21 protein-coding genes, 1 tRNA gene and 1 CRISPR repeat array (1 of these 23 running past the window's edge) are annotated in these 25113 nt (G+C 68.8%); of the genes, 5 read left to right on the top strand and 17 right to left on the bottom strand.

The genetic code is table 11. The annotated features are described in order from the left end of the window. Window positions 1-29: 29 nt before the first annotated feature. On the top strand, window positions 30-3101 hold the full coding sequence (polA, locus tag ACT541_RS03365; protein ID WP_476134257.1) for a DNA polymerase I: 3072 nt from the start codon (window positions 30-32) through the stop codon (window positions 3099-3101). A gap of 190 nt (window positions 3102-3291) precedes the next feature. Here the strand turns inward: polA and ACT541_RS03360 are convergent, their stop codons facing one another. From ACT541_RS03360 to infC, 5 genes are all read right to left on the bottom strand, one after another. Continuing rightward, the gene (locus ACT541_RS03360) at window positions 3292-5151 is read right to left on the bottom strand and encodes an acyltransferase family protein (protein ID WP_476134255.1); all 1860 of its coding nucleotides are present in this window, start codon (window positions 5149-5151) and stop codon (window positions 3292-3294) included. 135 nt (window positions 5152-5286) lie between these two features. Next, on the bottom strand, window positions 5287-5652 hold the full coding sequence (gene rplT / locus ACT541_RS03355; RefSeq protein ID WP_476134254.1) for a 50S ribosomal protein L20: 366 nt from the start codon (window positions 5650-5652) through the stop codon (window positions 5287-5289). A gap of 41 nt (window positions 5653-5693) precedes the next feature. Then, a complete protein-coding gene (gene rpmI, locus ACT541_RS03350) occupies window positions 5694-5891 on the bottom strand; it encodes a 50S ribosomal protein L35 (RefSeq protein ID WP_476134252.1) in 198 nt (65 codons plus the stop codon). Window positions 5892-6116: 225 nt separating this feature from the next. Then, window positions 6117-6680 carry a putative glycolipid-binding domain-containing protein gene (locus ACT541_RS03345; protein ID WP_476134251.1) on the bottom strand — a complete coding sequence of 188 codons (564 nt, stop codon included), beginning with the start codon at window positions 6678-6680 and terminating at the stop codon, window positions 6117-6119. 118 nt (window positions 6681-6798) lie between these two features. Beyond that, complete coding sequence (gene infC, locus ACT541_RS03340; protein WP_476136017.1) at window positions 6799-7338, bottom strand: translation initiation factor IF-3; 540 nt, start codon at window positions 7336-7338, stop codon at window positions 6799-6801. A 307-nt stretch (window positions 7339-7645) separates the two neighbouring features. Here infC and ACT541_RS03335 point away from each other — a divergent pair, with 307 nt between their 5' ends. Continuing rightward, a complete protein-coding gene (locus ACT541_RS03335) occupies window positions 7646-8425 on the top strand; it encodes an alpha/beta hydrolase (RefSeq protein WP_476134249.1) in 780 nt (259 codons plus the stop codon). Window positions 8426-8470: 45 nt separating this feature from the next. On the opposite strand, the gene ACT541_RS03330 is transcribed toward ACT541_RS03335, so the two are convergent. The 8 genes from ACT541_RS03330 to ACT541_RS03295 all read right to left on the bottom strand — a co-directional run bounded on the left by ACT541_RS03330 (window position 8471) and on the right by ACT541_RS03295 (window position 17480). After that, window positions 8471-10096 (bottom strand): ABC transporter ATP-binding protein, encoded by a 1626-nt coding sequence (locus tag ACT541_RS03330; RefSeq protein ID WP_476134248.1) that lies wholly within the window; start codon window positions 10094-10096, stop codon window positions 8471-8473. Next, entirely contained in the window at window positions 10093-10509 is a 417-nt protein-coding gene (locus ACT541_RS03325; RefSeq protein WP_476134246.1) for a type II toxin-antitoxin system VapC family toxin, read from the bottom strand. The genes ACT541_RS03330 and ACT541_RS03325 overlap by 4 nt, the downstream gene beginning before the upstream one ends. Beyond that, entirely contained in the window at window positions 10509-10748 is a 240-nt protein-coding gene (locus tag ACT541_RS03320) for a hypothetical protein (RefSeq protein WP_476134245.1), read from the bottom strand. Before ACT541_RS03320 ends, ACT541_RS03325 begins: the two co-directional genes overlap by 1 nt. A 32-nt stretch (window positions 10749-10780) precedes the next feature. Further along, complete coding sequence (locus tag ACT541_RS03315; RefSeq protein ID WP_476134244.1) at window positions 10781-11887, bottom strand: ABC transporter permease; 1107 nt, start codon at window positions 11885-11887, stop codon at window positions 10781-10783. Between the two features lies 1 nt (window position 11888). Beyond that, on the bottom strand, window positions 11889-12992 hold the full coding sequence (locus ACT541_RS03310; RefSeq protein WP_476134243.1) for a microcin C ABC transporter permease YejB: 1104 nt from the start codon (window positions 12990-12992) through the stop codon (window positions 11889-11891). A 13-nt stretch (window positions 12993-13005) separates the two neighbouring features. Then, a complete protein-coding gene (locus tag ACT541_RS03305; RefSeq protein WP_476134242.1) occupies window positions 13006-14898 on the bottom strand; it encodes an extracellular solute-binding protein in 1893 nt (630 codons plus the stop codon). After that, window positions 14895-16751 (bottom strand): extracellular solute-binding protein, encoded by a 1857-nt coding sequence (locus ACT541_RS03300; RefSeq protein WP_476134241.1) that lies wholly within the window; start codon window positions 16749-16751, stop codon window positions 14895-14897. Before ACT541_RS03300 ends, ACT541_RS03305 begins: the two co-directional genes overlap by 4 nt. A gap of 183 nt (window positions 16752-16934) precedes the next feature. Beyond that, window positions 16935-17480 (bottom strand): c-type cytochrome, encoded by a 546-nt coding sequence (locus ACT541_RS03295; protein ID WP_476134240.1) that lies wholly within the window; start codon window positions 17478-17480, stop codon window positions 16935-16937. A gap of 226 nt (window positions 17481-17706) precedes the next feature. Here ACT541_RS03295 and ACT541_RS03290 point away from each other — a divergent pair, with 226 nt between their 5' ends. Together ACT541_RS03290 and ACT541_RS03285 are read left to right on the top strand one after the other, a co-directional pair. Next, window positions 17707-18468 (top strand): 3-deoxy-manno-octulosonate cytidylyltransferase, encoded by a 762-nt coding sequence (locus ACT541_RS03290; RefSeq protein ID WP_476134238.1) that lies wholly within the window; start codon window positions 17707-17709, stop codon window positions 18466-18468. 10 nt (window positions 18469-18478) lie between these two features. Then, the gene (locus tag ACT541_RS03285; protein WP_476134236.1) at window positions 18479-19366 is read left to right on the top strand and encodes a prephenate dehydratase; all 888 of its coding nucleotides are present in this window, start codon (window positions 18479-18481) and stop codon (window positions 19364-19366) included. A 70-nt stretch (window positions 19367-19436) separates the two neighbouring features. Here the strand turns inward: ACT541_RS03285 and ACT541_RS03280 are convergent, their stop codons facing one another. Further along, window positions 19437-20216, bottom strand: a complete 780-nt coding sequence (locus ACT541_RS03280; RefSeq protein ID WP_476134234.1) for a HesA/MoeB/ThiF family protein — start codon at window positions 20214-20216, stop codon at window positions 19437-19439. A gap of 295 nt (window positions 20217-20511) precedes the next feature. On the opposite strand from ACT541_RS03280, the gene ACT541_RS03275 reads away from it, so the two are divergent. Further along, a tRNA-Ser gene (locus ACT541_RS03275) sits at window positions 20512-20601 on the top strand. Between the two features lie 275 nt (window positions 20602-20876). On the opposite strand, the gene ACT541_RS03270 is transcribed toward ACT541_RS03275, so the two are convergent. From ACT541_RS03270 to ACT541_RS03260, 3 genes are read right to left on the bottom strand one after another with little or no spacing between them, the layout of a single operon-like run. Next, complete coding sequence (locus tag ACT541_RS03270) at window positions 20877-22667, bottom strand: recombinase family protein (RefSeq protein WP_476134233.1); 1791 nt, start codon at window positions 22665-22667, stop codon at window positions 20877-20879. Continuing rightward, on the bottom strand, window positions 22660-23244 hold the full coding sequence (locus ACT541_RS03265) for a DUF2924 domain-containing protein (RefSeq protein ID WP_476134232.1): 585 nt from the start codon (window positions 23242-23244) through the stop codon (window positions 22660-22662). Before ACT541_RS03265 ends, ACT541_RS03270 begins: the two co-directional genes overlap by 8 nt. After that, window positions 23241-23582, bottom strand: a complete 342-nt coding sequence (locus tag ACT541_RS03260; protein WP_476134230.1) for a DUF3489 domain-containing protein — start codon at window positions 23580-23582, stop codon at window positions 23241-23243. Before ACT541_RS03260 ends, ACT541_RS03265 begins: the two co-directional genes overlap by 4 nt. Window positions 23583-23933: 351 nt before the next feature. Continuing rightward, a CRISPR array of direct repeats spans window positions 23934-25113; the repeat unit is 32 nt; unit sequence GTTTCGATCCACGCCCCCGCGAGGGGGGCGAC (it continues 2227 nt past the right edge of the window).

Below are 25113 nucleotides of genomic sequence, written 5' to 3'. Positions count from 1 at the left end.
CGTCGTCCGGGGTCGCTACCATGCGCCCCATGAACACGATCCTCCCCAACGGTGCTTCCGCCCGTCCGGTCAAGGCCGGCGACCATCTCTTCCTGGTCGACGGCTCGTCCTACGTCTTCCGCGCCTATCACGCGCTGCCGCCGCTCACCCGCAAGTCGGACGGCGTGCCGGTCGGCGCGGTCTCCGGCTTCTGCAACATGCTGTTCCGCCTCCTCAAGGAGGCGAAGAAGACGGGCACCGTCGAACCGACCCATTTCGCCGTGATCTTCGACGCCTCGGGCGACACGTTCCGCAACGCGATCTACGACCAGTACAAGGCCCATCGGCCGGAGGCGCCGGAGGATCTCAGGCCGCAGTTCGGGCTGATCCGCGAGGCGACCCGCGCCTTCAACGTCGCCTGCGTCGAGCAGAGGGGCTTCGAGGCGGACGACCTGATCGCCACCTATGCGACGCAGGCGCGCGCGCTCGGTGCCGACGTCACCATCGTCGCCTCCGACAAGGACCTGATGCAGCTGATCGAGCCGGGCGTCGTCATGCTCGACACGATGAAGGACAAGCGCATCGAGACGCCGGAGGTCTTCGACAAGTTCGGCGTGACGCCGGACAAGGTGGTCGACGTGCAGGCGCTGGCCGGCGATCCGGTCGACAACGTGCCGGGCGTGCCGGGCATCGGCATCAAGACGGCGGCGCAGCTCGTCAACGAATACGGCGATCTCGAAACGCTGCTCGCGCGCGCCGCCGAGATCAAGCAGCCGAAGCGCCGCCAGTCGCTGATCGACCACGCCGAGGCGGCGCGCCTGTCGCTGCGCCTGGTGACGCTCGATCGCGCCGTGCCGGTCGACACGCCGATCGAGGATCTGGCGGTCGCCGAGATCGACGGGCCGCGGCTCGTCGCCTTCCTCAAGGCGATGGACTTCGGCTCGCTCACCCGCCGCGTGGCGGAGGCGACCGGGGCGGTCGCCGAAGCGATCGAGAAGGCGACCGTGCCGGTGTTGCACTGGCCGCCGGCGAGCGCGGGCGGGACGGCTTCCGTCGGCAGCCCCCCCTCCCCGACCCTCCCCCTCGAGGGGGGAGGGGGAGCGGGTGGCAGCGCCGACGCTCGAACCACGACGGCGGATGGCGCATCGCCTCCTTCGTCCCCTCCCCCCATGAGGGGGAGGGACAGGGAGGGGGGCTTCGGCGCCGCCGATTCCGCCTCGATCGTCGGCACGCCGGCCGCCCTCGCGGCCGCCCGCGCGGTGCCCTGCGGGCCGATCGACACGTCGGCCTACGAGACCGTCGGGACGCTCGAGCGGCTCGAGGCGTGGATCGCCGAGGCCCGCGAGGTGGGCGTCGTCGCCTTCGACACCGAGACCACCTCGCTCGACGCGATGCAGGCCGAGATCGTCGGCTTCAGCCTCGCCACCGCGCCGGGCAAGGCGTGCTACGTGCCGCTCGCCCATCGCTCCGGCGACGGCGGCCTCTTCGACGACGGGCCGGCGCCGGGGCAGATCCCGATCCGCGCCGCACTCGCCGCACTCGGTGGACTGCTCGCCGATCCGGCGGTGCTCAAGGTCGGGCAGAACCTCAAATACGACGCGCTGGTGGTCGGGAACCACGGGCTGACGATCGTCAACTTCGACGACACGATGCTGATGTCCTACGCGCTCGACGCCGGGCGCGGCAGCCACGGCATGGACGAACTCTCCAAGCGCCACCTCGAGCACACGCCGATCGCCTACAAGGACGTCGCCGGCTCGGGCAAGTCGTCCGTCACCTTCGACCGCGTCGCCATCGACAGGGCGACGGCCTATGCGGCCGAGGACGCCGACGTGACGCTGCGCCTGTGGCGCCTCTTGAAGCCGCGGCTGGCGGCGGAAGGGCTCGCCACCGTCTACGAGACGCTGGAGCGGCCGCTGGTGCCCGTCATCGCGGCGATGGAACGGCGCGGCATCGCCATCGACCGGCAGATGCTGTCGCGGCTCTCCGGCGAGTTCGCCCAGGGCATGGCGCGGCTCGAGGCCGAGATCGAGACGCTCGCCGGCGAGCCTTTCAACGTGGCCTCCCCGAAGCAGCTCGGCGAGATCCTCTTCGGCAAGATGGGCCTGCCCGCGCCGAAGAAGACCGCGACCGGCGCCTGGGCAACCGGCGCCGACGTGCTGGAAGATCTCGCGGCGCAGGGCCACGACCTGCCGGCGCGCGTGCTCGACTGGCGGCAGATCGCCAAGCTCAAGTCGACCTACACCGACGCGCTGCCGAGCTTCGAGAACCCGACGACGAAGCGCGTCCATACGTCCTTCGCGCTGGCGGCGACCACGACCGGGCGGCTCTCCTCGTCCGAACCCAACGTGCAGAACATTCCGGTCCGCACCGAAGAAGGCCGCAAGATCCGCCGTGCCTTCGTGGCGACGCCGGGCAACCTGCTGATCTCGGCCGACTACAGCCAGATCGAGCTGCGCGTCCTCGCCCACGTCGCCGACGTGCCGGCGCTGCGTCAGGCCTTCGCCGACGGCATCGACATCCACGCCATGACGGCATCGGAGATGTTCGGCGTGCCGGTTCAGGGCATGGACCCGTCGATCCGCCGTCGCGCCAAGGCGATCAACTTCGGCATCATCTACGGCATCTCGGCCTTCGGCCTCGCCAACCAGCTCGGCATCGGGCGCGGCGAAGCGGCGGCCTATATCGACAAGTATTTCGAACGCTTCCCCGGCATCCGCGCCTACATGGAGGCGGCGAAGGCGGAGGCCCGTTCGAAGGGCTACGTCACGACGCTGTTCGGGCGGCGGGCGCACTATCCCGGCATCACCGACAAGAACCCGGCGATGCGCGCCTTCAACGAACGCGCGGCGATCAACGCGCCGATTCAAGGATCGGCCGCCGACATCATCCGCCGGGCGATGATCCGCATGGATGCGGCTCTGAGCGATGCCCGGCTCTCGGCCCGGATGCTCCTTCAGGTGCACGACGAACTGGTGTTCGAGGTGCCGGAGGGGCAAGTCGAGGCGACCATCCCGCTGGTCAAGCGCGTCATGGAGAGCGCGGCGGAACCCGCCGTGCGTCTCGCCGTGCCGCTGGTGGTCGAAGCCCGCGCCGCGGCGAACTGGGAAGAGGCGCACTGAGGAAGAGGGCACGCGGGAGCGCCGTACCTGTTCGGCTTCATCCTGAGGTGCCCGGCCATCGGCCGGGCCTCGTGAGGCGCGAAGCCATGACGGGCGGTGCCACTCGGCCCTTCGCTCTTCGAGGCTCGGCTACGCCGAGCACCTCAGAGTGAAGGGCCTCTATCCACCTCCGACCAGGGCAAGTTGCCTCTCACTTCCTCACCGGTTCGGGAATCGCCTTCGCCACAAGCCTCGCGCCGGAAAGCGTCAGGTGGCCGTAGTCGAAGTGCATCGGGCCGCCGTCGGGGTCGAACAGGCGGCATTTGCCGGCCGGGCATTCGACGTCCCAGGCCGAGACCCAGACGGCGCCGGCGGCCTTCACGATCGGCGCCATCGTCCGATCGCGGTCGCGGCGTTCCATCACGCGCTTCTTCGCCGCCAGTTCCGGATCGCCGCGCATCATGGCGTCGGCCAGGATCGCCGGCATCTCGCCTTCGTATTCGACGGTCGGGCCGATCACCGTGACGGAGACGCCGCGCGCCACCAGCCGCGAGACGGTGTCCTTGACCAGATCGTCCTCGCCGTCGAGCCAGCGGCCGGCGAGGATGATCGCGTCGATCCGGTTCTTCACCAGCCAGTCGTCGAGGATCCACGGCATGAAGCCGAGGCAATGGCTCTCGGCGCGGACGTTCCACAGGCCGCGACAGGCCGCTCCCGTCGCCTGCATCACGTTCCAGGCGGGGAAGCGCTCCTCGATCGCCTTCCAGTACTGCGCCGCGTGGCTGTCGCCGAAGACCAGCATGTTGGGCTTCGTCGTCGAAAGCTTGAGGCAGGCGTCGCGTTGGTAGGTCTCGCCGAGCGAGACGAAGCAGGTGCCGTCGAGGAACTGCGCCCTGTGGTCGGCGGTCGCGGTGTAGTCGGCATAAGCCGCGACCTTGCGCACCTCCGGCGGATAGGTTCGCCAGTTCTCGGCATTGAGATGCACGACGCCGGCCGTCGCGACGATCAGGCCGACGCCGACGAGGCCGCCCGCCACCAGCCGGCCGGGGCGGAAGCCGCGGAAACCGTCGATCGTCGGGCGCTCGACGAAGCGATAGGAGAGCACGGCGGCGGCGAAGGACAGCGTCACCACGATCGCCGTGTCGGCGGGCGTCAACACCATGTCGTGGCGCAGGCGCCAGAAGGTGATGATCGGCCAGTGCCAGAGATAGAGCGAATAGGAGATCTTGCCGATGAAGCGGACGGGGCCGGCGGCGAGCAGCCGTGCGGTGATCGCACCGTCGCCATAGGCGATGATCAGCGCCGTGCCGACGGCCGGCAGCAGGCCCCAAGGCACGGGGAAGAGGCTCGTCGGGCGGATCAGCAGGTAGCCGAGCGCGATCAGGCCGGCGCCACCCAGCGCCGCCATGTCGCGGGCGCGCTGCGAGGCGAGCAGGGGCGCCGCACCGGCGGCGACCAGCGCGCCGAGCGCCAGTTCCCAGATGCGGCCGGGCAGGCCGTAGAAGCCGTGCACCGGCATCGACAGGCAGAGCCACAGGCCGAGCGCGAAGGAGAGAAGCGCCGTCACCACCAGCACCGGTTTCAGCCGGTCGGATGCGAAGCGATGAACGATCGCGATGAGGAGCGGGTGGACGATGTAGAACTGGTCCTCGACGCCGAGCGACCAGGTGTGGAGCAGCGGCAGCGTCTCGGCCGCCGGGCCGAAATAGCCGGTGGTGAACTCGAACCAGATGTTGGAGACGAAGGCGGCGGCGGCGGCGGTCGAGAAGGCGAGCGCCCGGAGATCGCCGGGGAAGAGGAAGAGGCAACCCGCGATCATCACGCCGGCGAGCATCACGAAGAGCGCCGGGAAGATGCGGACGATGCGCTTGCCCCAGAAAGCGACGACCGAGAAGCGGCCGGCCTCGATGTCGCCGAGCATGATCGAGGTGATCAGGAAGCCGGAGATGACGAAGAAGACGTCGACGCCGATGAAGCCGCCGGAAATCTGCGACACCCCGGCGTGATAGAGCACGATCGGCACCACCGCGACCGCACGCAGACCGTCGATGTCGTTCCTGTAGCGCAGCATGCCGTCGATCCCCGTTTCGCCGCCCCTCGATGCACCGGGCGGCTTGCGCGAGCAAGAGGGGGCGAAGGCGGCGGAAAAAAGAAAAGCCCCGCGCGGAGTTCGCGCGGGGCCTTTCGAACCGTCCGAGTCGGGCGATCAGGCGGCGAGAGCGGCCTGGGCCTTCTCGACGAGGGCCTTGAAGGCCTCCGGCTGGGTGATCGCGAGATCGGAGAGGACCTTGCGGTCGACCTCGATGCCGGCCTTGTTGAGGCCGTCGATGAAGCGCGAGTAGGTCATCGTCTCGGCGACCGAGCGGACACCGGCGTTGATGCGCTGGATCCACAGGGCGCGGAAGTTGCGCTTCTTGTTCTTGCGGTCGCGGTAGGCATAGATCATGCCCTTCTCGACGGCCGCCTTGGCGGTACGGATGGTGTTCTTCCGGCGGCCGTAGTAACCCTTGGCGGCCTTCAGAACCTTCTTGTGCTTGGCGTGCGAGGTGACACCGCGCTTGACACGAGCCATGGCTGGTAATCCTTACGAATGGTGGGGTCTGGCGGTGCGGCTCAGCCGTAGGGCAGGAACTGCTTGACGATCTTCGCGTCGCAGTCGGCGAGCACCGTGGTGCCGCGCGCGTCGCGAATGAACTTCGTCGTCCGCTTGATCATGCCGTGGCGCTTGCCGGCCTGAGCGACCTTCACCTTGCCGGTGGCCGTGAGCTTGAAGCGCTTCTTGGCGCCGCTCTTGGTCTTCATCTTGGGCATTTGGCTCTCTCGAGTTTGGGGACGCGAATACGGCGGCGCCCGAAAGCACCACCGGCCACGCGATCGGCAGACCGCATGTGAACCCTCGTGTCCCGAATTGACTTTGGGTTCGAGCCTTCATGAACCACCTCGGCATGCCCTTGGATCAGCCGGCCGGTTCGCGAGACCGCGGGGTTATAGGCGCATGATGTCGGAAATGCAACGGGGAACGAACCGCGCCGTGTCTCAGGCGAGCGCGATCGCCGCGCCGTGGCGGGTCGGGGTCGCCTCGTCGTCGAGTTCGACCTCGAAGGCCGCGTCGCCGACGGTGACGGCGAGCTTCTTCCCCCCGTCGAGCGGCTTCAGCGCGACCGTCGCCTTGACCGGCTCGAGGGCGGCGACGTCGACGACGATCGCCTCGAGGCTCTGCGCCTTCTCCGCCTTCTTGCCGAGCCGCTTGACCAGCGCCATCAGGCCGAAGGGCGAGCCGGCGACGAGACAGTCCTGGAGGCCGGCGAATTCCTTGCGCGGCTTGCCCTCGCCGTCCGACCAGCCGCCGTAGCCGTCGTGGCGCAGCGCCAGCGTCGGGCCGCCGAGACGGGTCAGGTGGAGGGAGCGGACGCAGGCCCATTCGGCGTCGACCACGATGCGCCAGCGGGCGCCGAAGGCGGCCTCGCCGGCTCCGCCGATCGCCACGCCCTCGGCGGCGATCTGGCTGTCGGAGATCTTCAGCTCGACGTGTTCGAGGCCGGTGACGGCCGCATCGTCGCCGATGGTGCGCCAGCGCAACTGTCGAAGAGTCGTGCTCATCGGACGGTCTCCGTCATCGTCCGGCCGCGTCGCGAATGGGGGCCGGATGGAAAACGCCCCGCCGAGGCGGGGCGTCGAAAGGCTCTGCCGGCAGGGCCTCCGGCCGTTCCGGCACCGCTCAGCGCGGCGCCAGAATCATGATCATCTGCTTGCCTTCGAGGCGCGGATCGGCCTCGACCTTGGCGATGTCCGCGGTGTCGTCGCGGAAGCGGGCGAGAACCTGCAGACCGAGATCCTGATGCGCCATCTCGCGGCCGCGGAAGCGCAGGGTCACCTTGACCTTGTCGCCTTCCTCGAAGAAGCGGCGAGACTGCTTCATCTTGGTGTCGTAGTCGTGGTCGTCGATGCCCGGGCGGAGCTTGATCTCCTTGATCTCGACCACCTTCTGGTTCCTGCGCGCCTCGGCGGCCTTCTTCTGGGCCAGGAACTTGAAGCGGCCGTAGTCGAGAAGCTTGCAGACCGGGGGAACCGAGTTCGGGGCGATTTCGACGAGGTCCAGGCCGGCTTCTTCGGCACGATCGAGCGCGTCGTAGAAGGCGACGACGCCGACGTTGGTGCCTTCTTCGTCGATCAGCTGGATTTGCGGAACGCCACGGATCTCTCGGTTGATGCGCGGCCCTTCCTTGGGCGGCGGCGGAGCGCGGAACGGACGGCGAATGGTCGTGATCTCCTCTGATGACGTCGACAAACCGGCGACCGCGCTCGATGACGATGCGGTCCCCTCGCGTCTTGCACGGAAAGCCCCGCGCGCGATGCGCCGAGGCTTTCGGCCGACGAGGGTCGGTGCGTCGAACCGTTGCTCGACAATTCGCCGAAATCGCCGGGAAGTCAACGCCCGAGACCACCCGCGGGCGTGGCGAGGCGTCGCGAAGCCGCACGATCGCCTCGACGCGGTGAAGAAAATGCTTCCCACGCGCGTGGTCCGCCGATAGGAGCGACGGCGTCGGATGCGAGGAGAGAGCGCGATGGTCGAGAGGCTGACGGTCGGCACGGGCGAGGCGGCGCGCGAGATCGCGATCGAGCGGCGGGCGGGCGCCGCACCCGGCCTCTTCTGGCTCGGCGGCTTCCGCTCCGACATGGTCGGCTCCAAGGCGCTGGCGCTCGACGCCCACGGCGCGGCGCGCGGCCTCGCCGTCACCCGTTTCGACTACTCCGGCCACGGCGTCTCCGGCGGCCGCTTCGTCGACGGCACGATCTCGCGCTGGCAGGAGGAGGCGAGCACCGTCCTCGCCACCACGACCGGTCCGCAGATCCTGATCGGCTCGTCGATGGGCGGCTGGATGGCGCTGCTGCTCGCCCGCGCCGAGCTCGCCCGCGTCGGCCGCGCCGGCACGCGCGTCGCCGGCATGGTGCTGATCGCACCGGCCCCCGACTTCACCGAAGAGCTGATGTGGGCGGGATTCTCCGACGAGATCCGCCGCACCATCCTGGAGGAGGGCGTCTACGCCGAGCCATCGGACTACTCCGACGAGCCCTACATGATCACCCGCGGACTGATCGAGGACGGACGGCGGAACCTGCTGCTCGGCGGCACGATCGAGACCGGCTGTCCGGTCGCCATCCTGCAGGGCAAGCGCGACGCCAGCGTGCCGTGGCGCCACGCGCTGCGGATCGGCGAGCGTCTGGCGCTGGACGACGCGACCGTCACTTTCGTCGACGACGGCGATCACCGTCTGTCGCGGCCGCAGGACATCGATCTGATGCTGAAGACGATCGACGCGATGGTCGGTGCCGCGACCGCGTGACCACGCGGAGAAGCGGCCCCACCACGGCGCCGCGTCCGTCCCGTCTCACTGCCGGACCGCGCCCTCGACCGCCTCGAGGCGGAAGGCCGCGGCCATCAGGGCCTTGGTGTAGTCGGTCGTCGGCCGTTCGAAGATCTCGATCGCAGGACCCTTCTCCACCACCTTGCCGTCCTTCATCACGATCACCTCGCCGGCGAGCGCGCGGACGACCTTGAGATCGTGGGAGATGAAGAGATAGGCGAGGCCGTGTTTCGCCTGGAGGTGGCGCAACAGGTCGACGACCTGCGCCTGCACCGACATGTCGAGCGCCGAGGTCGGCTCGTCGAGCACCACCACCGCCGGCTCGAGCACCATGGCGCGGGCGATCGAGATGCGCTGGCGCTGCCCGCCGGAGAACTCGTGCGGGTAGCGGTGGCGCGTCTCGGGGTCGAGACCGACCTCCTCCAGCACGCGGATCACCTTGTCCTCGCGCTCCTGCGGCGACAGCTTCGGCATGTGGACCTCGAGGCCCTCGGCGACGATCTCGCCGACCGAGAGGCGCGGCGAGAGCGAGCCGAACGGGTCCTGGAAGACGATCTGGGCTTGGCGCCGCATCGGCCGCATGGCCTTGGCGTCGAGCCCCTCGACCGAGCGGCCGAGCACGACGATGCGGCCGGTCGAGGGCAGGAGGCGGAGGAGCGCGAGGCCGAGCGTCGTCTTGCCTGAGCCGGATTCGCCGACGATGCCGATGGTCTGGCCGGCGCGCAACGTCAGCGACACACCGTCGACCGCCTTCACGTGGTCGACGGTGCGGCGGAAGAAGCCCTTCCTGATCGGGAACCAGACCTTCACGTCCTCGGCTTGCGCCACCACGGGCGCGGAGAGGTCGATCGCCGGCGGCTCGCCCTTGGGCTCCGCGGCGAGCAGCTTCTTCGTGTAGGCGTGGCGCGGCGCGGCGAAGATCTCCGCCGTCGGTCCCGCCTCGACGATCTTGCCCGCGGTCATGACGCAGGTGCGGTCGGCGAATTTGCGGACGATGCCGAGATCGTGGGTGATGAAGAGGACGGACATGCCCATCCGCCCCTTGATCTCGGAGAGGAGTTTGAGGATCTGCGCCTGGACGGTGACGTCGAGCGCCGTCGTCGGCTCGTCGGCGATCAGCAGATCCGGCTCGTTCGCCAGCGCCATGGCGATCATCACGCGCTGACGCTGACCGCCGGAGAGTTGGTGGGGATAGGCGCCGAGCCGGTCGGCGGCACGCTGGATGCCGACGGCCTCGAGCAGTTCGAGCACGCGGCTGCGGGTGGACTGCCCGCGCGAGAGATCGTGCAGCTCGATGATCTCGGCGACCTGCCGCTCGATGCTGTGGAGCGGGTTGAGCGAGGTCATCGGCTCCTGGAAGATCATGGTGACGTCGGCACCGCGGATGCCGCGCAGCGTGTGCTCGTCGGCCTTCAGGAGGTCGACGCCCTTCATCAGGATCTCGCCCGAGGGGTGCGACGCCGCCGGATAGGGCAGCAGCCGCGGGATCGACAGCGCCGTCACCGACTTGCCGGACCCGGATTCGCCGACCAGCGCCAGCGTCTCGCCGCGCGCGATGTCGAAGGAGATCCGATCGACGGCGAGGCTCGTCCGCCCCCCCTGATGGAAGGCGACGGAGAGATCGCGGACGGAGAGGAGGGGTGAGGTCAAACCAGTCCGTCCAGTTCTTCGAGAGAGACCTTCCGCATGCCGGTCGGAACACGCAGCTTGCGATCGGAGGAGACGAAGGCTTCGCATCCCGCTTCCATCGCGGTGGCGACATGGATGGCGTCCGGCGTCTTGTCGTGCAGATCGACCCGGACTGCCGCCGCCCGCCGGAGGACGCCCCTGTCGATGGGCCGAACGTCCAGGGGAGATCCCCCCGGCGTCAGAATGTCCTCGTAGGCCGCGATCTCGCGATCGTCCCGGTCGCGGATCGACCCGGTCAGCGTTTCCAGCAAGGTCAGCTCGCTGGTGATCAACGCGTGATCGTTCTCGACCGCCCGGGCGAAGAACTCCGCCGTTTCCGAGGTATCGCCCTCGATCAGTCGAATGAAGAAGTTCGCGTCGAGGTAGATCCTCATCAGGAATCCCATTCGTCGCGGATCTGGCGGATCTTGGCGGCCGCCTGCTCGGCGGTCGTGCGCTTGTGCTTGGAGAGACCGGCATAGCGCAGAATGCGTTCGGCCGCGGCGAGCCGTTCGGCCTTGCGGTCGCCGAGGTCCTCGATCACCACCCGCACGGTGTGCGACGGGTCGATGTCGCCGCGCAGATCGGCGGGAAGCTCCGAGGCGACGATCTCGCGATGCACGGTCTTGTTCATGACGCTCTCCTCGCCCCCGATCCTAGCACATCTCACGAGAAGGTCTTTCGCGGGTCGAAGGCGTCGCGCACGGCTTCGCCGACGAAGATCAGCAGGCTCAGCATCAGCGAGATCAGGAAGAAGCCGGTCAGACCCAGCCACGGCGCCTGGAGGTTGTTCTTGCCCTGCGCCAACAGCTCGCCCAGCGACGGCGAACCCGGCGGCAGGCCGAAGCCGAGGAAGTCGAGCGAGGTCAGCGTGGTGATCGAGCCGTTGAGGATGAAGGGCATGAAGGTCAGCGTCGCCACCATCGCGTTGGGCAGCAGGTGGCGCCACATGATGCGGGCATTGCCGACGCCGAGCGCCTTGGCGGCGCGGACATATTCGAAGTTGCGCGCGCGCAGGAACTCGGCTCTGACCAGACCGACGAGGCTGACCCAGGAGAACATCAGCAGGATGCCGAGCAGGATCCAGAAGCTCGGCACGAACATCGAGGAGACGATCAGCAGCAGGTAGAGATGCGGCAGCGACGACCAGATCTCCATGAAGCGCTGGAAGGCGAGGTCGAGCCAACCGCCGAAATAGCCCTGCACCGCGCCGGCGGCGACGCCGACGATGGAGGAGACGACGGCGAGCGCCAAGCCGAACAGTACCGAGATGCGGAAGCCGTAGAGCAGGCGCGCCGCGACGTCGCGGGCCTGATCGTCGGTGCCGAGCCAGTTCCAGTTGCCCACGGTGCAGCCGGGATCGTTCACGCCGCCCGGATAGCGCTCGCAGCGCTTCTCCTTCGAATACATCCACGACGGCTTGGCGGGGGCCGGCTCGGGAATCTCGTTGTTGGGCGTGTTGTAGGCGTAGCGGACCAGCGGCCAGATCATGAAGCCGTGCGCTTCGATCTCGTCGCGGATGACCGGATCGCGGTACTGGGTCTGCGGCAGGAAGCCGCCGAACTTCTCCTCCGGATAGTCGGCGAGAAGCGGCGACAGGATCTCGCCCTTGTAGACGATCAGGATCGGCCGGTCGTTGGCGATGAGCTCGGAGACGAGCGACACCGCGAAGAGCACCAGGAACACGACGAGCGACCACGCCCCGCGGCGGTTGGCCCTGAAGTTGGCGAAGCGCCGGGCGTTGAGCGGCGAGAGGGGGGCGAAGAGTGCCATGTCACGCCTCCCGGCTGTCGAAGTCGATCCGCGGATCGATCCAGGTGTAGGTCAGGTCGGAGATCAGGTTCACCACCAGCCCCATCAGCGAGAAGACCCAGAGCGTGCCGAAGACCACCGGATAGTCGCGATTGACCAGGCTCTCGAAGCCGAGGAGACCGAGCCCGTCGAGCGAGAAGATGGTCTCGATCAGCAGCGATCCGGCGAAGAAGGCGCCGATGAAGGCGGCCGGGAAGCCGGCGATGACGAGCAGCATCGCGTTGCGGAAGACATGACCGTAGAGCACGCGGCGCTCGGTCAGGCCCTTCATCCGCGCCGTCACCACGTACTGCTTGCGGATCTCGTCGAGGAACGAGTTCTTGGTCAGCAGCGTCGTGGTGGCGAAGGCGGCGAGCGACATGGCGGTCAGCGGCAGCACCAGGTGCCAGAGATAGTCGACGATCCGCGCCGGCCAGGACATCTGGCTCCAGCCCTCCGACGTCAGACCTCGGAGCGGGAAGAAATCCCAGAACGAACCGCCGGCGAAGAGCACGATCAGGAGGATGCCGAAGAGGAACCCGGGAATGGCGTAGCCCACGACGATGGCGGCCGACGTCCAGACGTCGAAGCGCGAGCCGTCGCGCACCGCCTTGGAGACGCCGAGCGGGATCGAGATGCCGTAGGAGATCAGCGTCATCCACAGGCCGAGCGAGATCGAGACCGGCATCTTCTCCTTGACCAGATCGATCACCGAGATCGAGCGGAAATAGCTCTGGCCGAGGTCGAAGACGGCGTAGTTCTTCATCATGATCCAGAAGCGCTCGAGCGGCGGCTTGTCGAAGCCGAACTGCTTCTCGAGCTTCTTGATGAACTCCGGATCGAGGCCGCGGGCGCCGCGGTACTTCGACGACACGTCGGCACCGGCGCCGCCCGCCTGGACGCCGCCGAAGTCGCCGCCGCCGCCGGAGACGCGGGCGGTTGCGCCGACGTCGGTGCCGGTCACCTGGGCGATGACGCGCTCGACCGGACCGCCGGGGGCGAACTGCACGATGGCGAAGGAGATCGCCATGATGCCGATCAGCGTCGGGATCATCAGCAGGAAGCGGCGCAGGACATAGGCGGCCATCGGGCGTCTTTCCTCACAGGCCCTTGCCGAGGGCTTTGGCGCGGGTCTCGTCCACCCACCAGGTCGATTCGATGGCGCGATCGTAGCGCGGTTTCACCACGGGTCGATCGAAGACGTCCCAGGCGGCGATCCAGTGGCTGGGCTTGAACCAGTGCGGCACCCACCAGCGCCCGGCGCGGAGCACCCGGTCTAGGGCGCGGGCGGCGGCGACCTGGGCCTCGCGCGAGGGGGCGGCGAGCATCGCCTCGATCAGCGCGTCGACGACCGGGTCGGCGATGCCGGAGAGGTTCGACGAGCCGACCGCGTCGCGCGACGAGGAGTGCCAGAAGCGGCGACTGGTCTCGTCCGGCGTCGCCTCGACCGAGAAGCGGCGGGTGACGACGTCGAAGTCGAACTCGAGCATGCGCTTCTCGAACTGCGACGGGTCGACGACGCGCTCGGCGGCGAGGATGCCGAGGGCCTGCAGGTTCTTCACGAAGCCGCCGACCACCTTGGTGAAGGCACCGTCGGCCTCGAGGAACTCGATCTCGAAGGGACGGCCGACGCCGTCGACGAGGCGACCGTCCCTGCGCGTCCAGCCGGCGGCGGTGAGCAGTTCCGAGGCGCGGCGCAGCGGCGTGCGGTCCTGCCCGGTGCCGTCGGTCACCGGCGGGCGCCAGGCCTCGCCGAAGACCTCGTCGGGCACCCGCCCGCGGAAGGGCTCGAGCAGGGCGAGTTCGGCCGGCGACGGCCGGCCCGTCGCCTCGAGGTCGGAGTTGACGAAGAAGGAGGCGGTGCGGGCGTAGGAACCGAAGAAGATGTTGCGGTTGGTCCATTCGAAGTCGAAGGCGAGGCCGATCGCCTCGCGCACCCGCGGGTCGGCGAACTTCGCCCGCCGGGTGTTGAGGAACCACCCTTGCGCCCCCGAGGGCGAACGATCCTCCAGCTCGATCTTCTTCACCCGCCCGTCGGCGACGGCGGGAAAGTCGTACTGCTTCGCCCAGGTGGCGGAGGTGAACTCCTCGCGCAGCGTCGTCTCGCCCGCCTTGAAGGCCTCGAAGGCGACGGTGCGTTCGCGGAAGACGTCGAAGCGGATGCGGTCGAAGTTCCAGCGGCCGCGGGCGACCGGCAGATCGGCGCCCCACCAGTCCTTCACCCGCTCGTATTCGACGAAGCGGCCGGCCTCGAAGCGGCCGACCCGGTAGGGGCCGCAGCCGAGCACCGGCTCGAGCAGCGAATTCTCGAAATCGTGCTTCGCCCAGAAGGCCTTGGAGAAGATCGGCTGGGTCGCGACGATGCCGGGAAGGGCGCGGCCGCGCTTGTCCGACAGGCGCACCACCAGACGGTGCCGGTCCTCGGGCGTCGCCGAGACCATCTCGCGCAGCAGTTCGGCGGCGTGCGGGTGGCCCTTCTCCTTCAACGTCACGAGCGAGAAGGCGGCGTCCTCCGCCGTCAGGGGCGAGCCGTCGGAGAAGCGCGCGGAGGGGCGCAGGCGGAAGATCAGCGTGGCGCCGTCGTCGCGGACCTCCAGGCTCTCGGCGATCATGCCGTAGACCGCGTCGGCCTCGTCGAAGGCGCGCTCCATCAGGCTCGTCCGCGTCAGGCCGAGGGCGATGGCGCCGTCGCCCTTGAGGATCAGGTCGTGCAGCGAGTTGAAGGTCGACGGGTTCTGATTGTAGGCCCAGACCGAGGCCTGGGTCGCCAGCGTGCCGCCCTTCGGCGCCTTCGGGTTCACCCAGTCGAAATGGGCGAAGTCGGGCGGATACTTCAGATCGCCCCAGACCGAGAAGCCGTGGCGCGGGCCCTCGGCGGCGCGCAGGCTCCCCGGAACGGCGCAGGCCGCGAGGCCTGCGACGCCGGCCGCGAGCGCCTCGCGCCGGGTGAGACCGGCGGTCGCCGACCGGGTCGCCCCGGCAAGAGGCCTCACTTCGGCACCCCGGTCTTGGCCGCGGCGGCGGCGTCCCACCACCAGATGGCCGGGAACCCGGTCGACTGCGAGGGCAGCGGATCGGGCCGGCCGAAGCGGTTCCAGCGCGCCATCCGCGTGTCGGCCGTGGTCCAGCCCGGGATCACGTAGTGGTTCCACAGCAGGACGCGATCGAGCGCACGGGTGGCGGCGACCAGTTCGTCGCGATCCTTGGCGTAGAGGATCACCTTGATGATCGCGTCGATCGCCGGGTTCTCGATGCCGCCCCAGTTCTGCGACCCCTCCTGGCGGGCGGCGGCGGAGCCCCAGAAGTTGAGCTGCTCGTTGCCGGGCGACAGCGACTGGGCCCAACCGGTGTAGATCATGTCGAAGTCGCGGGCGCGGACGCGGTTGACGTATTGTGAGGAGTCCACCACGCGGAGCGACAGGTCGATGCCGATCTTGGCGAGGCTCTCGCGATACCTGACGCCGACGCGCTCGAAGGTCGGTCCGTTGTTCAAGAACTCGATGCGGAAGGGTTCGCCGGTGTCGGCCCTGGTCATGACGCCGTTCCTGATCACCCAGCCGGCTTCCTGGAAGAGCCGCAGCGCCTCGCGCAGATTGTTGCGCGCGGCAACGGCGTCCTTGGCGACAGGATTGGCGAAGGGCTTCTCGAAGACGTCCTTCGGGATCGGCCCGGCCTTCTCCGCCTCGTGCAGGATCTCGAGCTCGCGGCCCTGCGGCAGGCCGGAGGAGGCGAGTTCGGTGGGGAAGAAGTAGCTCGGGATACGGTCGTACTCCCCGAAGAACAGCGTCCGGTTCATCTCCTCGTAGTCGAGGGCATAGGACAGGGCGAGGCGGACACGGGGATCGGCGAACTTGGCCCGGCGCAGGTTCGGCACGAAGCCCGCCATGATGCCGCGGCCGGCGACCGGGATCTTCTCCAGCACGACGCGACCCTCGGCGCGGGCCGGGAAGTCGTAGGCGGTCGCCCAGTTCTTGGCGATGTTCTCGAAGCGGGCGTCGTAGCCGTCGCCCTTGAAGGCTTCGAGCTCGACCGTCTCGTCGCGGAAATAGTCGTAGCGGATCTCGTCGAAGTTCCACATGCCGACATGGGTCGGAAGGGTCGCGCCCCACCAGTCCCTGACGCGTTCGAAGACCACGGTGCGGCCGGCCTCGAAGCCCTTGAGCCGATAGGGGCCGGAGCCGAGCGGCATCTCGAGCGTCGTCTCGGTGATCGACCGCTTCCTGCCGTCGGGGCCGGTGCCTTCCCACCAGTGCTTCGGCAGAACCATGAGCTGGCCGACGATCTGCGGCAGTTCGCGATTTCCGGCCTGATCGAAGGTGAAGGTGACCTCGTTCGCGCCGGTCGCCTCGGCCTTCACGACGTGCTTGTAGTAGAAGGCCTGGGCGGGATTGTTGGCGGTGATCGCCTGGAACGACCAGACCACGTCTTCCGTCGAGATCGGCTTGCCGTCGTGCCAGCGCGCCTTCGGGTTCAACCGATAGGTCACCGACGAGAAGTCCGCCGGCCAGGTCAGCGCCTCGGCGATCTCGCCGTACTCGGTCGACGCCTCGTCGAGCGCCGACGTCATCAGGTGCTCGTAGATCAGCTCGAGGCCCGAGGCGGCGTTGCCCTTGGCGATCACCGGATTGAAGCTGTCGAAGGTTCCGGTGTCGGAGAGGCGCAGCGTGCCGCCCTTCGGCGCATTCGGGTTCACGTAGGCGAAATGAGCGAAGTCCTTCGGGTACTTCGGCTCGCCCATCAGCGAGGAGCCATGGTGCCAGACCCTCTCTTCGGCATGGCCCGTCGGGACGGCGAGGAGCGTGGCTCCGGCGGCGAGGAGGACGGCGGCCAGGGTGAGAAGGCGCATGGGCGTTCGATCTCGCTTTCGTGGTCGATCGGCCGGAGACAATCCGACGATTCGGGCGAGATTATACGTTTCACGACGAATTCGCAGTCGTCGCGGCGGTCGGTCTCGCGCGGCGCGGCCACCCCGACGCGAAGACGGCCGGGATCGCTCCCGGCCGTCGTTCGTTCCGCGCCGTTCCGCGCCTCAGGGCAGCGGCACCGGGCTGTCGGAGAGCGAATGCAGATAGGCGATCACGTCGGCGCGATCGGCCCCGTCCTTGATGCCGGCGAAGCCCATCGCGGTGCCGGCGACGAAGCCCTTGGGGTCGGCCAGGAACTTGTCGAGGTCGTCGAAGGACCACTTTTCGCCGGCCTTGCCGCGATCGGCCATGCCGCCGGAATACTTGAAGCCGCCCATGTGGGCCTTGGGCCCACCGACCACGCCCCACAGATTGGGGCCGACCTTGGCGCCGCCGCCCTTCTCGGGCGTGTGGCAGGACGAGCACTTGGAGAAGCTCTTCTTGCCGCGCTCGACGTCGGCGGTCTTCATGCGTACCTCGATCGGCTCGACCTTGGCGGCTGCGGCGGGCGCCGCCTCCTGCTTCGGTGCGCCGGCGACCGCCACGACGAAGCCGGGCTTGGCGGGAAGCTCGGGGGCGAAGATGATCGATGCGGTGATGCCGGTGACCATGGCCCAGATACCGGCACCGAAAAGCGCGCCGGCGTAAGAATTGATCGCGCGAAAATCCATGTGGAACTCCGTCCGAGTGGTCGCGGGCTGCGAACCCGCCCGACCGGTGTCGGCACGACCGCGCCTCGCGCCCTCGGCACCGCCCGGAAGCCCCTCCCCGACGGCGACGGCGGCCGCATTCCCGGTCCTGCCCCTCCGAGCGGGACACTACGTGCTTTTCCGAGAGCCTGTCCATAACTATAAGAGCCGTCGAGCCTCTTCACGCCGTCTCGCGAGATCCCTGCCGATGTCCGCCCCCGCGCTCCGACCGATGATCCTCATCCCCGCGCGCATGACCGCGACGCGCCTGCCGGGCAAACCGCTCGCCGACATCGCCGGCGTGCCGATGGTGGTGCAGGTTTGGCGCCGCGCCCGCGAAGCCGACATCGGTCCGGTCTTCGTCGCCGCCGACGACGCGGCGATCGTCGCGGCGGTGCGCGACCACGGCGGCGAGGCGATCCTGACGCGTCCCGACCACCCCTCCGGCTCCGACCGCATCCACGAGGCCCTCGGCCTCGTCGACCCGGACGGCCGCCACGACGTGATCGTCAACGTCCAGGGCGATCTGCCGACGATCGATCCGGCCGCCGTGCGCGCGTCGATCGCGCCGCTCTGCGAGCCGAGCGTCGACATCGCGACGCTCGCCGCCGAGATCGTGCGCGACGAAGAGAAGACCAACCCCAACGTGGTCAAGGTGGTCGGCTCGCCGATCGGCGAGAGCCGCTTGCGCGCGCTCTACTTCACCCGTGCCACGGCGCCGCACGGCGACGGACCGCTCTTCCACCACATCGGACTCTATGCCTATCGTCGGGCGGCGCTCGGCCGTTTCGTGTCGCTGCCGCCCTCGGTGCTGGAGCGTCGCGAGAAGCTCGAGCAGCTGCGCGCCCTCGAGGCCGGCATGCGCATCGACGTCGAGGTCGTCGCGACGGTGCCGCTCGGCGTCGACACGCCGGACGACCTCGAGCGCGCCCGCACCATTCTCGCCGCCGGCCCCGCCGGCAATCAGTGAAGGACCAGCCATGACCGGCCGCAAGAAGATCGTGTTCCAGGGTGAACCGGGAGCCAATTCCCACATCGCCGCCCGCGAGGTCTATCCCGACTTCGAGGCGATCCCCTGCGCGACCTTCGAGGACTGCTTCGCCGAGCTCGAGAACGGAACCGCCGACCTCGGCATGATCCCGATCGAGAACTCGATCGCCGGCCGCGTCGCCGACATCCACCATCTGCTGCCGCAATCGACCCTGCACATCATCGGCGAGTACTTCCTGCCGATCCGCCATCAGCTGATGGCGCCGAAGGGGGCGAGCCTCGAGACCCTGAAGACGGTGCAGAGCCATCCGCAGGCGCTCGGCCAATGCCGCGAGAACCTGCGCAAGCTCGGCCTCAGGCCGATCGTCGGCGCCGACACCGCCGGTTCCGCCCGCGAGATCTCGCAGATCGCCGATCCCTCCCGCGGCGCCATCGCCTCGCGGCTGGCGGCGGAGATCTACGGCCTCGACATCCTCGCCGAGGACATCGAGGACCAGGACCACAACACCACCCGCTTCGTCATCCTGTCGACCGAGGACCTGCGCGCGGCGCCGGGCGTCGGGCCGATCATGACGACCTTCGTGTTCAACGTCCGCAACGTGCCGGCGGCGCTCTACAAGGCGCTGGGCGGTTTCGCCACCAACGGCATCAACATGACCAAGCTCGAGAGCTACATGGTCGACGGCCACTTCACGGCGACGCAGTTCCTCGCCGACGTCGAGGGCCATCCGAGCGAGCGCGGGCTCGCCAACGCGCTGGAGGAGCTCGGCTTCTTCGCCGACTACCGGATCCTCGGCGTCTACCGCTCGGCGCCGTGGCGCGAGACCATGCGCGAGCCGCAGCTGCGCTCGGTCCGCCCGGCCGTGCGTGGCATGTGAGACGCACGATATCGTCGAAACGAAGAACGGCCGGGCATCGCCCGGCCGTTCTTCGTTTCGTGCCCGAGGCTCACGCCCGACCGGGGACCGGCGGCCGCGTGACCTTGGGATTGCGGGCGTAGTCGATGGTCTCGAAGCGCATCGACTTGAGATCGACCATCAGCAGGCGGCCGAGGAGGAGATCGCCGACGCCGGTGACGAGCTTCAGCACTTCGGTGGCGGCGAGCGTGCCGAGCACGCCGACGGCGGCGCCGAGGATGCCGGCTTCGGCGCAGGCCGGCACCAGACCGGGCGGCGGCGGCGCCGGGAAGAGGCAGCGGTAGCTCGGGTTGGGGCGCCCGTCGGCCCCGTCGAGATGGGGCATCAGCGTGGTGATCGAGCCGTCGAACTCCGAGACCGCGGCGGTGACCAGCGGCCGGCCGAGCGCGAAGCAGGTGTCGGCGGCGAGGAACCGGGTGGTGAAGTTGTCCGAGCCGTCGACCACGACGTCGACGCCCTCGACGAGTGCCGCGGCATTCTCGGCCGTGAAGCGGGCGGCGACGGGCACGACCTCGACATGCGGGTTGATCCGCCCCATCGCCTCGCGGGCGCTCTCGACCTTGGGCCGACCGATGTCGGCGGTGGCGTGGATCACCTGACGCTGGAGATTGGACAGCGAGACGACGTCGTCGTCGACCACGGTGATTCGCCCGACGCCGGCGGCGGCGAGATAGAGCAGGATCGGCGAGCCGAGCCCGCCGGCGCCGATCGCCAGGACATGGGCGGCGCGGATCTTCTGTTGGCCCGGCCCGCCGACGTCGGCGAGGACCACGTGGCGGGCGTAGCGTTCGAGTTCTTCTTCGCTGAACATGGCGCGACGATAGCCTGCGTCGGCGCCCGCCGCCAGATGGCGCGGACGCCCGCGGCATCGCGGACGAGGCATGCGCGGCAGGTCCGCCGAGGCACCGGCCCACGTCGCGGTCCCGGTCTCGCCCCCATCTCGACACCCGTCTCGACCGAGAGCGGCGCGTGGGACGCGGGTGGACGGCGAGGCCTCGGCTGTGGACGACGCGGGACGTTTGCGAGAAATGTTCGACGGGCCTTGCGGCGCGCGGCAGGCCTGTGTATAGGGACCTCGCTCGTCGACCACGAGTCCTTGCTTCTGCGGAGAGGTGCCGGAGTGGTCGATCGGGGCGGTCTCGAAAACCGTTGTACGTGCAAGCGTACCGTGGGTTCGAATCCCACCCTCTCCGCCATAAGCCCCCGATATCTTGGGGCTTTTCTGCCTTTTTCCCATCATGCCGAATTCACCCGACGTTTCCGTGACTTGCACGGTCGTGTCGGTGGGACATGCACCGCGAGACCGTCGAGGTACGGGAATCGCGGCTCTCCGACGCCGGAAGTCTCGACTGACCGATTTCGCGGTACACTTTCCCTCTGCCGCGCTCACCGACCCGCCGGAACGACGAACCCCGCCTCAGGAGGCGGGGGCACGGAATGTCGCGAGGTTGGTCTGCCGTGTTCGGTGGCGTCACCTGAATGCGAGCACTCGTCTCTGCTCGTCCCAGTCGGCCGGTAGGTCGGAGGTCATCGCGAGCTTCTTGGCCGAGAGCTCGATCGGCTGCCGACCGTCGAGGATGGCCTCGGTGACGTCGGGTGCCAGGAAGGCCAGGCGTAGGATCCGCGTGAAGTAGGGAGAGCCGACGCCTTCGGCCTCGGCCAGCTCGCCGATCGCCTTGCCGTCTCCTTCGAGCAGGCGTTCGCGATAGTGGCGCGCCTGACCGAGCAGCCGGAGGAGGCTCCGATCCGGCTTGCGGGAGCGCTGGAGGTCGGGCGCCTCGACCAGGAGCTTCATCTCCATCCCGACCCGCTTCAGGTTCACCGGTACTGAGAGGATGACGGCGTCGACTTCGGAGACGGGTTCTTCGCCACGCGGTTCCGTCGAGAGCTTCACGAGGTCCTCGCCGGTCGTGCCCGCGACCTCGCTCAACCCATCGGGATCGACGGTGATCTCGAGGGACGAGCTTCCAAGGGTGATGCCGGTGACGAGCCGGTGGAGGATCGCGATCTTCTCGGGTCGCGGGAGTGATGGCCACTTCGTCCCGAGATCTCCGGCGCGCTCGATACGGCGCCTCCGCTCCTCGATGGATGCGACACGGGCAGCGACGATCCCGTCGACCGCGTTGGCGTCGCGAAGAAGCGCCGCGAGCCGGTCCTCGACCACGGCCTCCAGATCGATCGCCGGAATGCGGCGCGATGCGCCCCGACGGCGTCGGTCGCTCGGTTCGTGAGCTCCCTCCGCAGGTGGCGCGACCACCAGATCCCGGCTGACGTAGTAGCGATAGCGCCGGCCTCGCTTGTTGGCATGCGTCGGCGTCAGCGGGACCCCGTCCTCGTCCCGAACCAGCCCGGCGAGCAGGCTCGCCGAAGCCGCATTCGACCGGAGCTTCCTCTCCACCCGGTTGTCGGCGAGCATCGCCTGGACCCGATCCCAGAGTTCCTGGTCGACGATTCTCCCGTGCTGGCCGGGATGGATCTTGCCCTTGTGGGCGATCTCGCCGCGATAGAGCCGGTTCTGGAGAAGGTGATAGAGCGCGCCGCGATCGAGCGACGGGGCCTCGTCGGAGCCCTTCGCTGCCTTGCCCCGGATCCCCGTCGCGCGGAGTTCGTCGCGCAGGTCGAGCACCGAGCCCAATTCGAGGTATCGCCGGAAGATGGACCGCACCGTCTCGGCTTCGGTCTCGACGATCTCCAACTTGCGTTCCCGGACCTCGTAGCCGAGCGCCACGCGCCCGCCCATCCACATGCCCCGCGCCTTCGAGGCCGCGATCTTGTCGCGGATGCGTTCGCCGGTGACCTCGCGCTCGAATTGGGCGAAGGACAGCAGCATGTTGAGGGTGAGCCTGCCCATCGAGGTCGTGGTGTTGAAGGACTGGGTCACCGAGACGAAGGAGACGTTTGCCTCGTCGAACACCTCGACGATCTTGGCGAAGTCACCGAGCGAGCGCGTCAGCCGGTCGACCTTGTAGACAACGACGGTGTCGACGAGCCCGGCGGCGACGTCGGCGAGGAGACGCTTCAGGGCGGGCCGATCCATCGTTCCGCCGGAGATGCCACCGTCGTCGTACATCTGCGGCAGGACCACCCAGCCTTCGGCCCTCTGGCTCGCGACATAGGCCTCGCAGGCCTCGCGCTGAGCATCGAGCGAGTTGAAGCTCTGCTCCAGCCCCTCCTCGGAGGACTTGCGGGTGTAGACGGCGCACCGGATGGCTCTGACCCGCGTGACGGGCGAGGCATCGGTGATCTTCTTCGGCTTACGCATCGGTCGGGATCTCCTCGCCCTTGGAGGGACTTTCCACGTCGCTTCGGGTCTTTCCCCGGGCCGCGAGCCCGAAGAATCGCGGCCCGGACCAGTGGGCGCCGGTGATCGCCTCGGCGATGCCGGAGAGCGACGCCCACACCCGACCGTTCCATTCGAAGCCACGCTCGACCACGGTGACCTCGTGAACCGTGCCGCCCCATTCGCGAACCAGCCGGGCACCGGGCTTCAGCTTCGTCCGCTTGGCGCGTCCGATGTCGCCGGTCGTGCCCATGGACCGCGCGAGCTCGCGCAAGCATGTCTCGGCCGCCTTCCTCAGGCCGCCGCGCGTCTTTTCCTGGATCTTCCAGGCGATACCCAGCACGAGGAGATCGGTGCGGATGCGGTCGGGCGGATTGGCGCGAAAGAGCCGCCGCCATTCGGCGCAGAGTTCTTCGCGAGGCAGGGTGCGGAGCGCGAGGAGGCGAGCGCGCAGCTCGTCGCCGGAGGCCATGGCCGTCCTGCGCCGCGCGGTGCGGTCGGCGCCTGACGCCGCTGCCGAAGCCGTCATCTCGATCGAGGTCGGATCGACGAGGGTCATGCCTCGGCCCCGTCGGAGGCGAGCCGATAGGCCAAGCGCCCGAAGCCGTCGACCCCGTGCACGATCTGGAAGCCCTTTCGACGCTGGCGGCTCAACGCCGCGCGGATGGTGTGCGGCTGCCATCCCGAGAGGGCGGTGAGTTCCTCCACCGTCGCGCCGTCGGGTGCGCTGATCGCCGCGAGGATCCGGGCGATCTTGCTGGAGTTGGCGTCACCGGCCTCGGAGGCGAGCGAAGTGTCGGCAGACACGACCTGCGCGGGACCGGCATCCGTATCGGCGTTGTCCGCTGCGGTGAGATCGGCCGGCCGACCGAAGAGGTGGAGCTTGAAGGGAGACATGGGCGGTGTCCTCGACGCGGACACCCGGTGTGCCCGCTTGCACTGCCCCGAGCCCAGGATCGATGCCGATCCCAGGCATTGCGGCACTGGGTTCTGCCCCGCTGCCGCAACGCACTACCGCTCCGATGCCGGGGGAAGTCCAGTCGAAAAGGCGCCATGCCAGCCGCAGGCATCAAAGGACTTCGCCTCGGCGATGACTGCCCTCGTTTCCGGCCCAGCCTAGCTTCGCTCCACGCCCCCGCGAGGGGGCGACCCAATTCCGGCCCCAACTATGATGCCGGGGGCGGTTTCGATCGACGCCCCGCGAGGGGGGCGACACCAGTGGCGCGACGTGAACGGCGGCCAGCCGATGTTTCGACCCACGCCCCCGCGAGGGGGGCGACTCGACCGGATCAAGACGGAGATCCAGGCGGCCAAGTTTCGATCCACGCCCCCGCGAGGGGGCGACGCTGCGATCCGCGCCGACGGTTACGAGCCGTGGGTTTCGATCCACGCCCCCGCGGGGGGGGGGGCGACCCGAGCGACTGTCCATCGAGCCCCTGAGCTACGGTTTCGATCCACGCCCCCGCGAGGGGGGCGACGTCACACCGCAGCCGTCTGGCTGGCGGAGGCGGGGTTTCGATCCACGCCCCCGCGAGGGGGGGCGACTCCAGCACCGGCCAGTCGTCGGCGAGCGCATAGTGTTTCGATCCACGCCCCCGCGAGGGGGGCGACTCCACGACGGCGAGGTCTACGACCCGATCGCCAAGTTTCGATCCACGCCCCCGCGAGGGGGGCGACCCTCCTGTCTGGAATGGGCGTCGAAGAGGGAAAGTTTCGATCCACGCCCCCGCGAGGGGGGCGACCACGGTCGACATCGGCAGCGGCAAGCGAGGCTTCAGTTTCGATCCACGCCCCCGCGAGGGGGGCGACCGCTTCGGCCTGACGATCGGCGACTGGGTGCGCTGGTTTCGATCCACGCCCCCGCGAGGGGGGCGACACACGGTCCAGCAGAGCGGCCCGACCGCCTCGCCGTTTCGATCCACGCCCCCGCGAGGGGGGCGACGGACCAGGCGCGTGATCTCGAGCGTCGCGGCATCGTTTCGATCCACGCCCCCGCGAGGGGGGCGACCCTCGACCAGTCGCACACGGCCGTCGCCGAGACGGTGTTTCGATCCACGCCCCCGCGAGGGGGGCGACTGGACGCCCGAGAGATAGGCCACGCCCTCGACGAGGTTTCGATCCACGCCCCCGCGAGGGGGGCGACCTTGGGCGATCCGTCAATCACCCTCAGCATCGTGGAGTTTCGATCCACGCCCCCGCGAGGGGGGCGACGGAGGAACGGAACGCATGACCCGTCTGGTTACTGTTTCGATCCACGCCCCCGCGAGGGGGCGACGGTGATATCGCGGATAAGCCCGCCCGACCTGCTTTGTTTCGATCCACGCCCCCGCGAGGGGGGCGACCCAACACGGCCCATTGGACCGCGCCTGCTCAGATGTTTCGATCCACGCCCCCGCGAGGGGGGCGACGCGGCCTCCCGGAGGTGTCC

This window comes from Pinisolibacter sp. DMC100 (assembly GCF_056313705.1).
Note: the sequence above shows the minus strand (reverse complement) of the source record. Positions and strands in the feature narration are given on the sequence as shown.

Coding starts and splice junctions, on each gene's coding strand:
- ACT541_RS03280 (WP_476134234.1), bottom strand. CDS start 20,216: ATGTTCAGCGAAGAAGAACTCGAACGCTACGCCCGCCACGTGGTCCTC.
- ACT541_RS03285 (WP_476134236.1), top strand. CDS start 18,479: ATGACCGGCCGCAAGAAGATCGTGTTCCAGGGTGAACCGGGAGCCAAT.
- ACT541_RS03295 (WP_476134240.1), bottom strand. CDS start 17,480: ATGGATTTTCGCGCGATCAATTCTTACGCCGGCGCGCTTTTCGGTGCC.
- rpmI (WP_476134252.1), bottom strand. CDS start 5,891: ATGCCCAAGATGAAGACCAAGAGCGGCGCCAAGAAGCGCTTCAAGCTC.
- ACT541_RS03260 (WP_476134230.1), bottom strand. CDS start 23,582: ATGTCTCCCTTCAAGCTCCACCTCTTCGGTCGGCCGGCCGATCTCACC.
- ACT541_RS03310 (WP_476134243.1), bottom strand. CDS start 12,992: ATGGCCGCCTATGTCCTGCGCCGCTTCCTGCTGATGATCCCGACGCTG.
- ACT541_RS03320 (WP_476134245.1), bottom strand. CDS start 10,748: ATGAACAAGACCGTGCATCGCGAGATCGTCGCCTCGGAGCTTCCCGCC.
- ACT541_RS03300 (WP_476134241.1), bottom strand. CDS start 16,751: ATGCGCCTTCTCACCCTGGCCGCCGTCCTCCTCGCCGCCGGAGCCACG.
- ACT541_RS03335 (WP_476134249.1), top strand. CDS start 7,646: ATGGTCGAGAGGCTGACGGTCGGCACGGGCGAGGCGGCGCGCGAGATC.
- ACT541_RS03345 (WP_476134251.1), bottom strand. CDS start 6,680: ATGAGCACGACTCTTCGACAGTTGCGCTGGCGCACCATCGGCGACGAT.
- ACT541_RS03265 (WP_476134232.1), bottom strand. CDS start 23,244: ATGACCCTCGTCGATCCGACCTCGATCGAGATGACGGCTTCGGCAGCG.
- ACT541_RS03270 (WP_476134233.1), bottom strand. CDS start 22,667: ATGCGTAAGCCGAAGAAGATCACCGATGCCTCGCCCGTCACGCGGGTC.
- ACT541_RS03315 (WP_476134244.1), bottom strand. CDS start 11,887: ATGGCACTCTTCGCCCCCCTCTCGCCGCTCAACGCCCGGCGCTTCGCC.
- ACT541_RS03290 (WP_476134238.1), top strand. CDS start 17,707: ATGTCCGCCCCCGCGCTCCGACCGATGATCCTCATCCCCGCGCGCATG.
- polA (WP_476134257.1), top strand. CDS start 30: ATGAACACGATCCTCCCCAACGGTGCTTCCGCCCGTCCGGTCAAGGCC.
- ACT541_RS03325 (WP_476134246.1), bottom strand. CDS start 10,509: ATGAGGATCTACCTCGACGCGAACTTCTTCATTCGACTGATCGAGGGC.
- ACT541_RS03360 (WP_476134255.1), bottom strand. CDS start 5,151: ATGCTGCGCTACAGGAACGACATCGACGGTCTGCGTGCGGTCGCGGTG.
- rplT (WP_476134254.1), bottom strand. CDS start 5,652: ATGGCTCGTGTCAAGCGCGGTGTCACCTCGCACGCCAAGCACAAGAAG.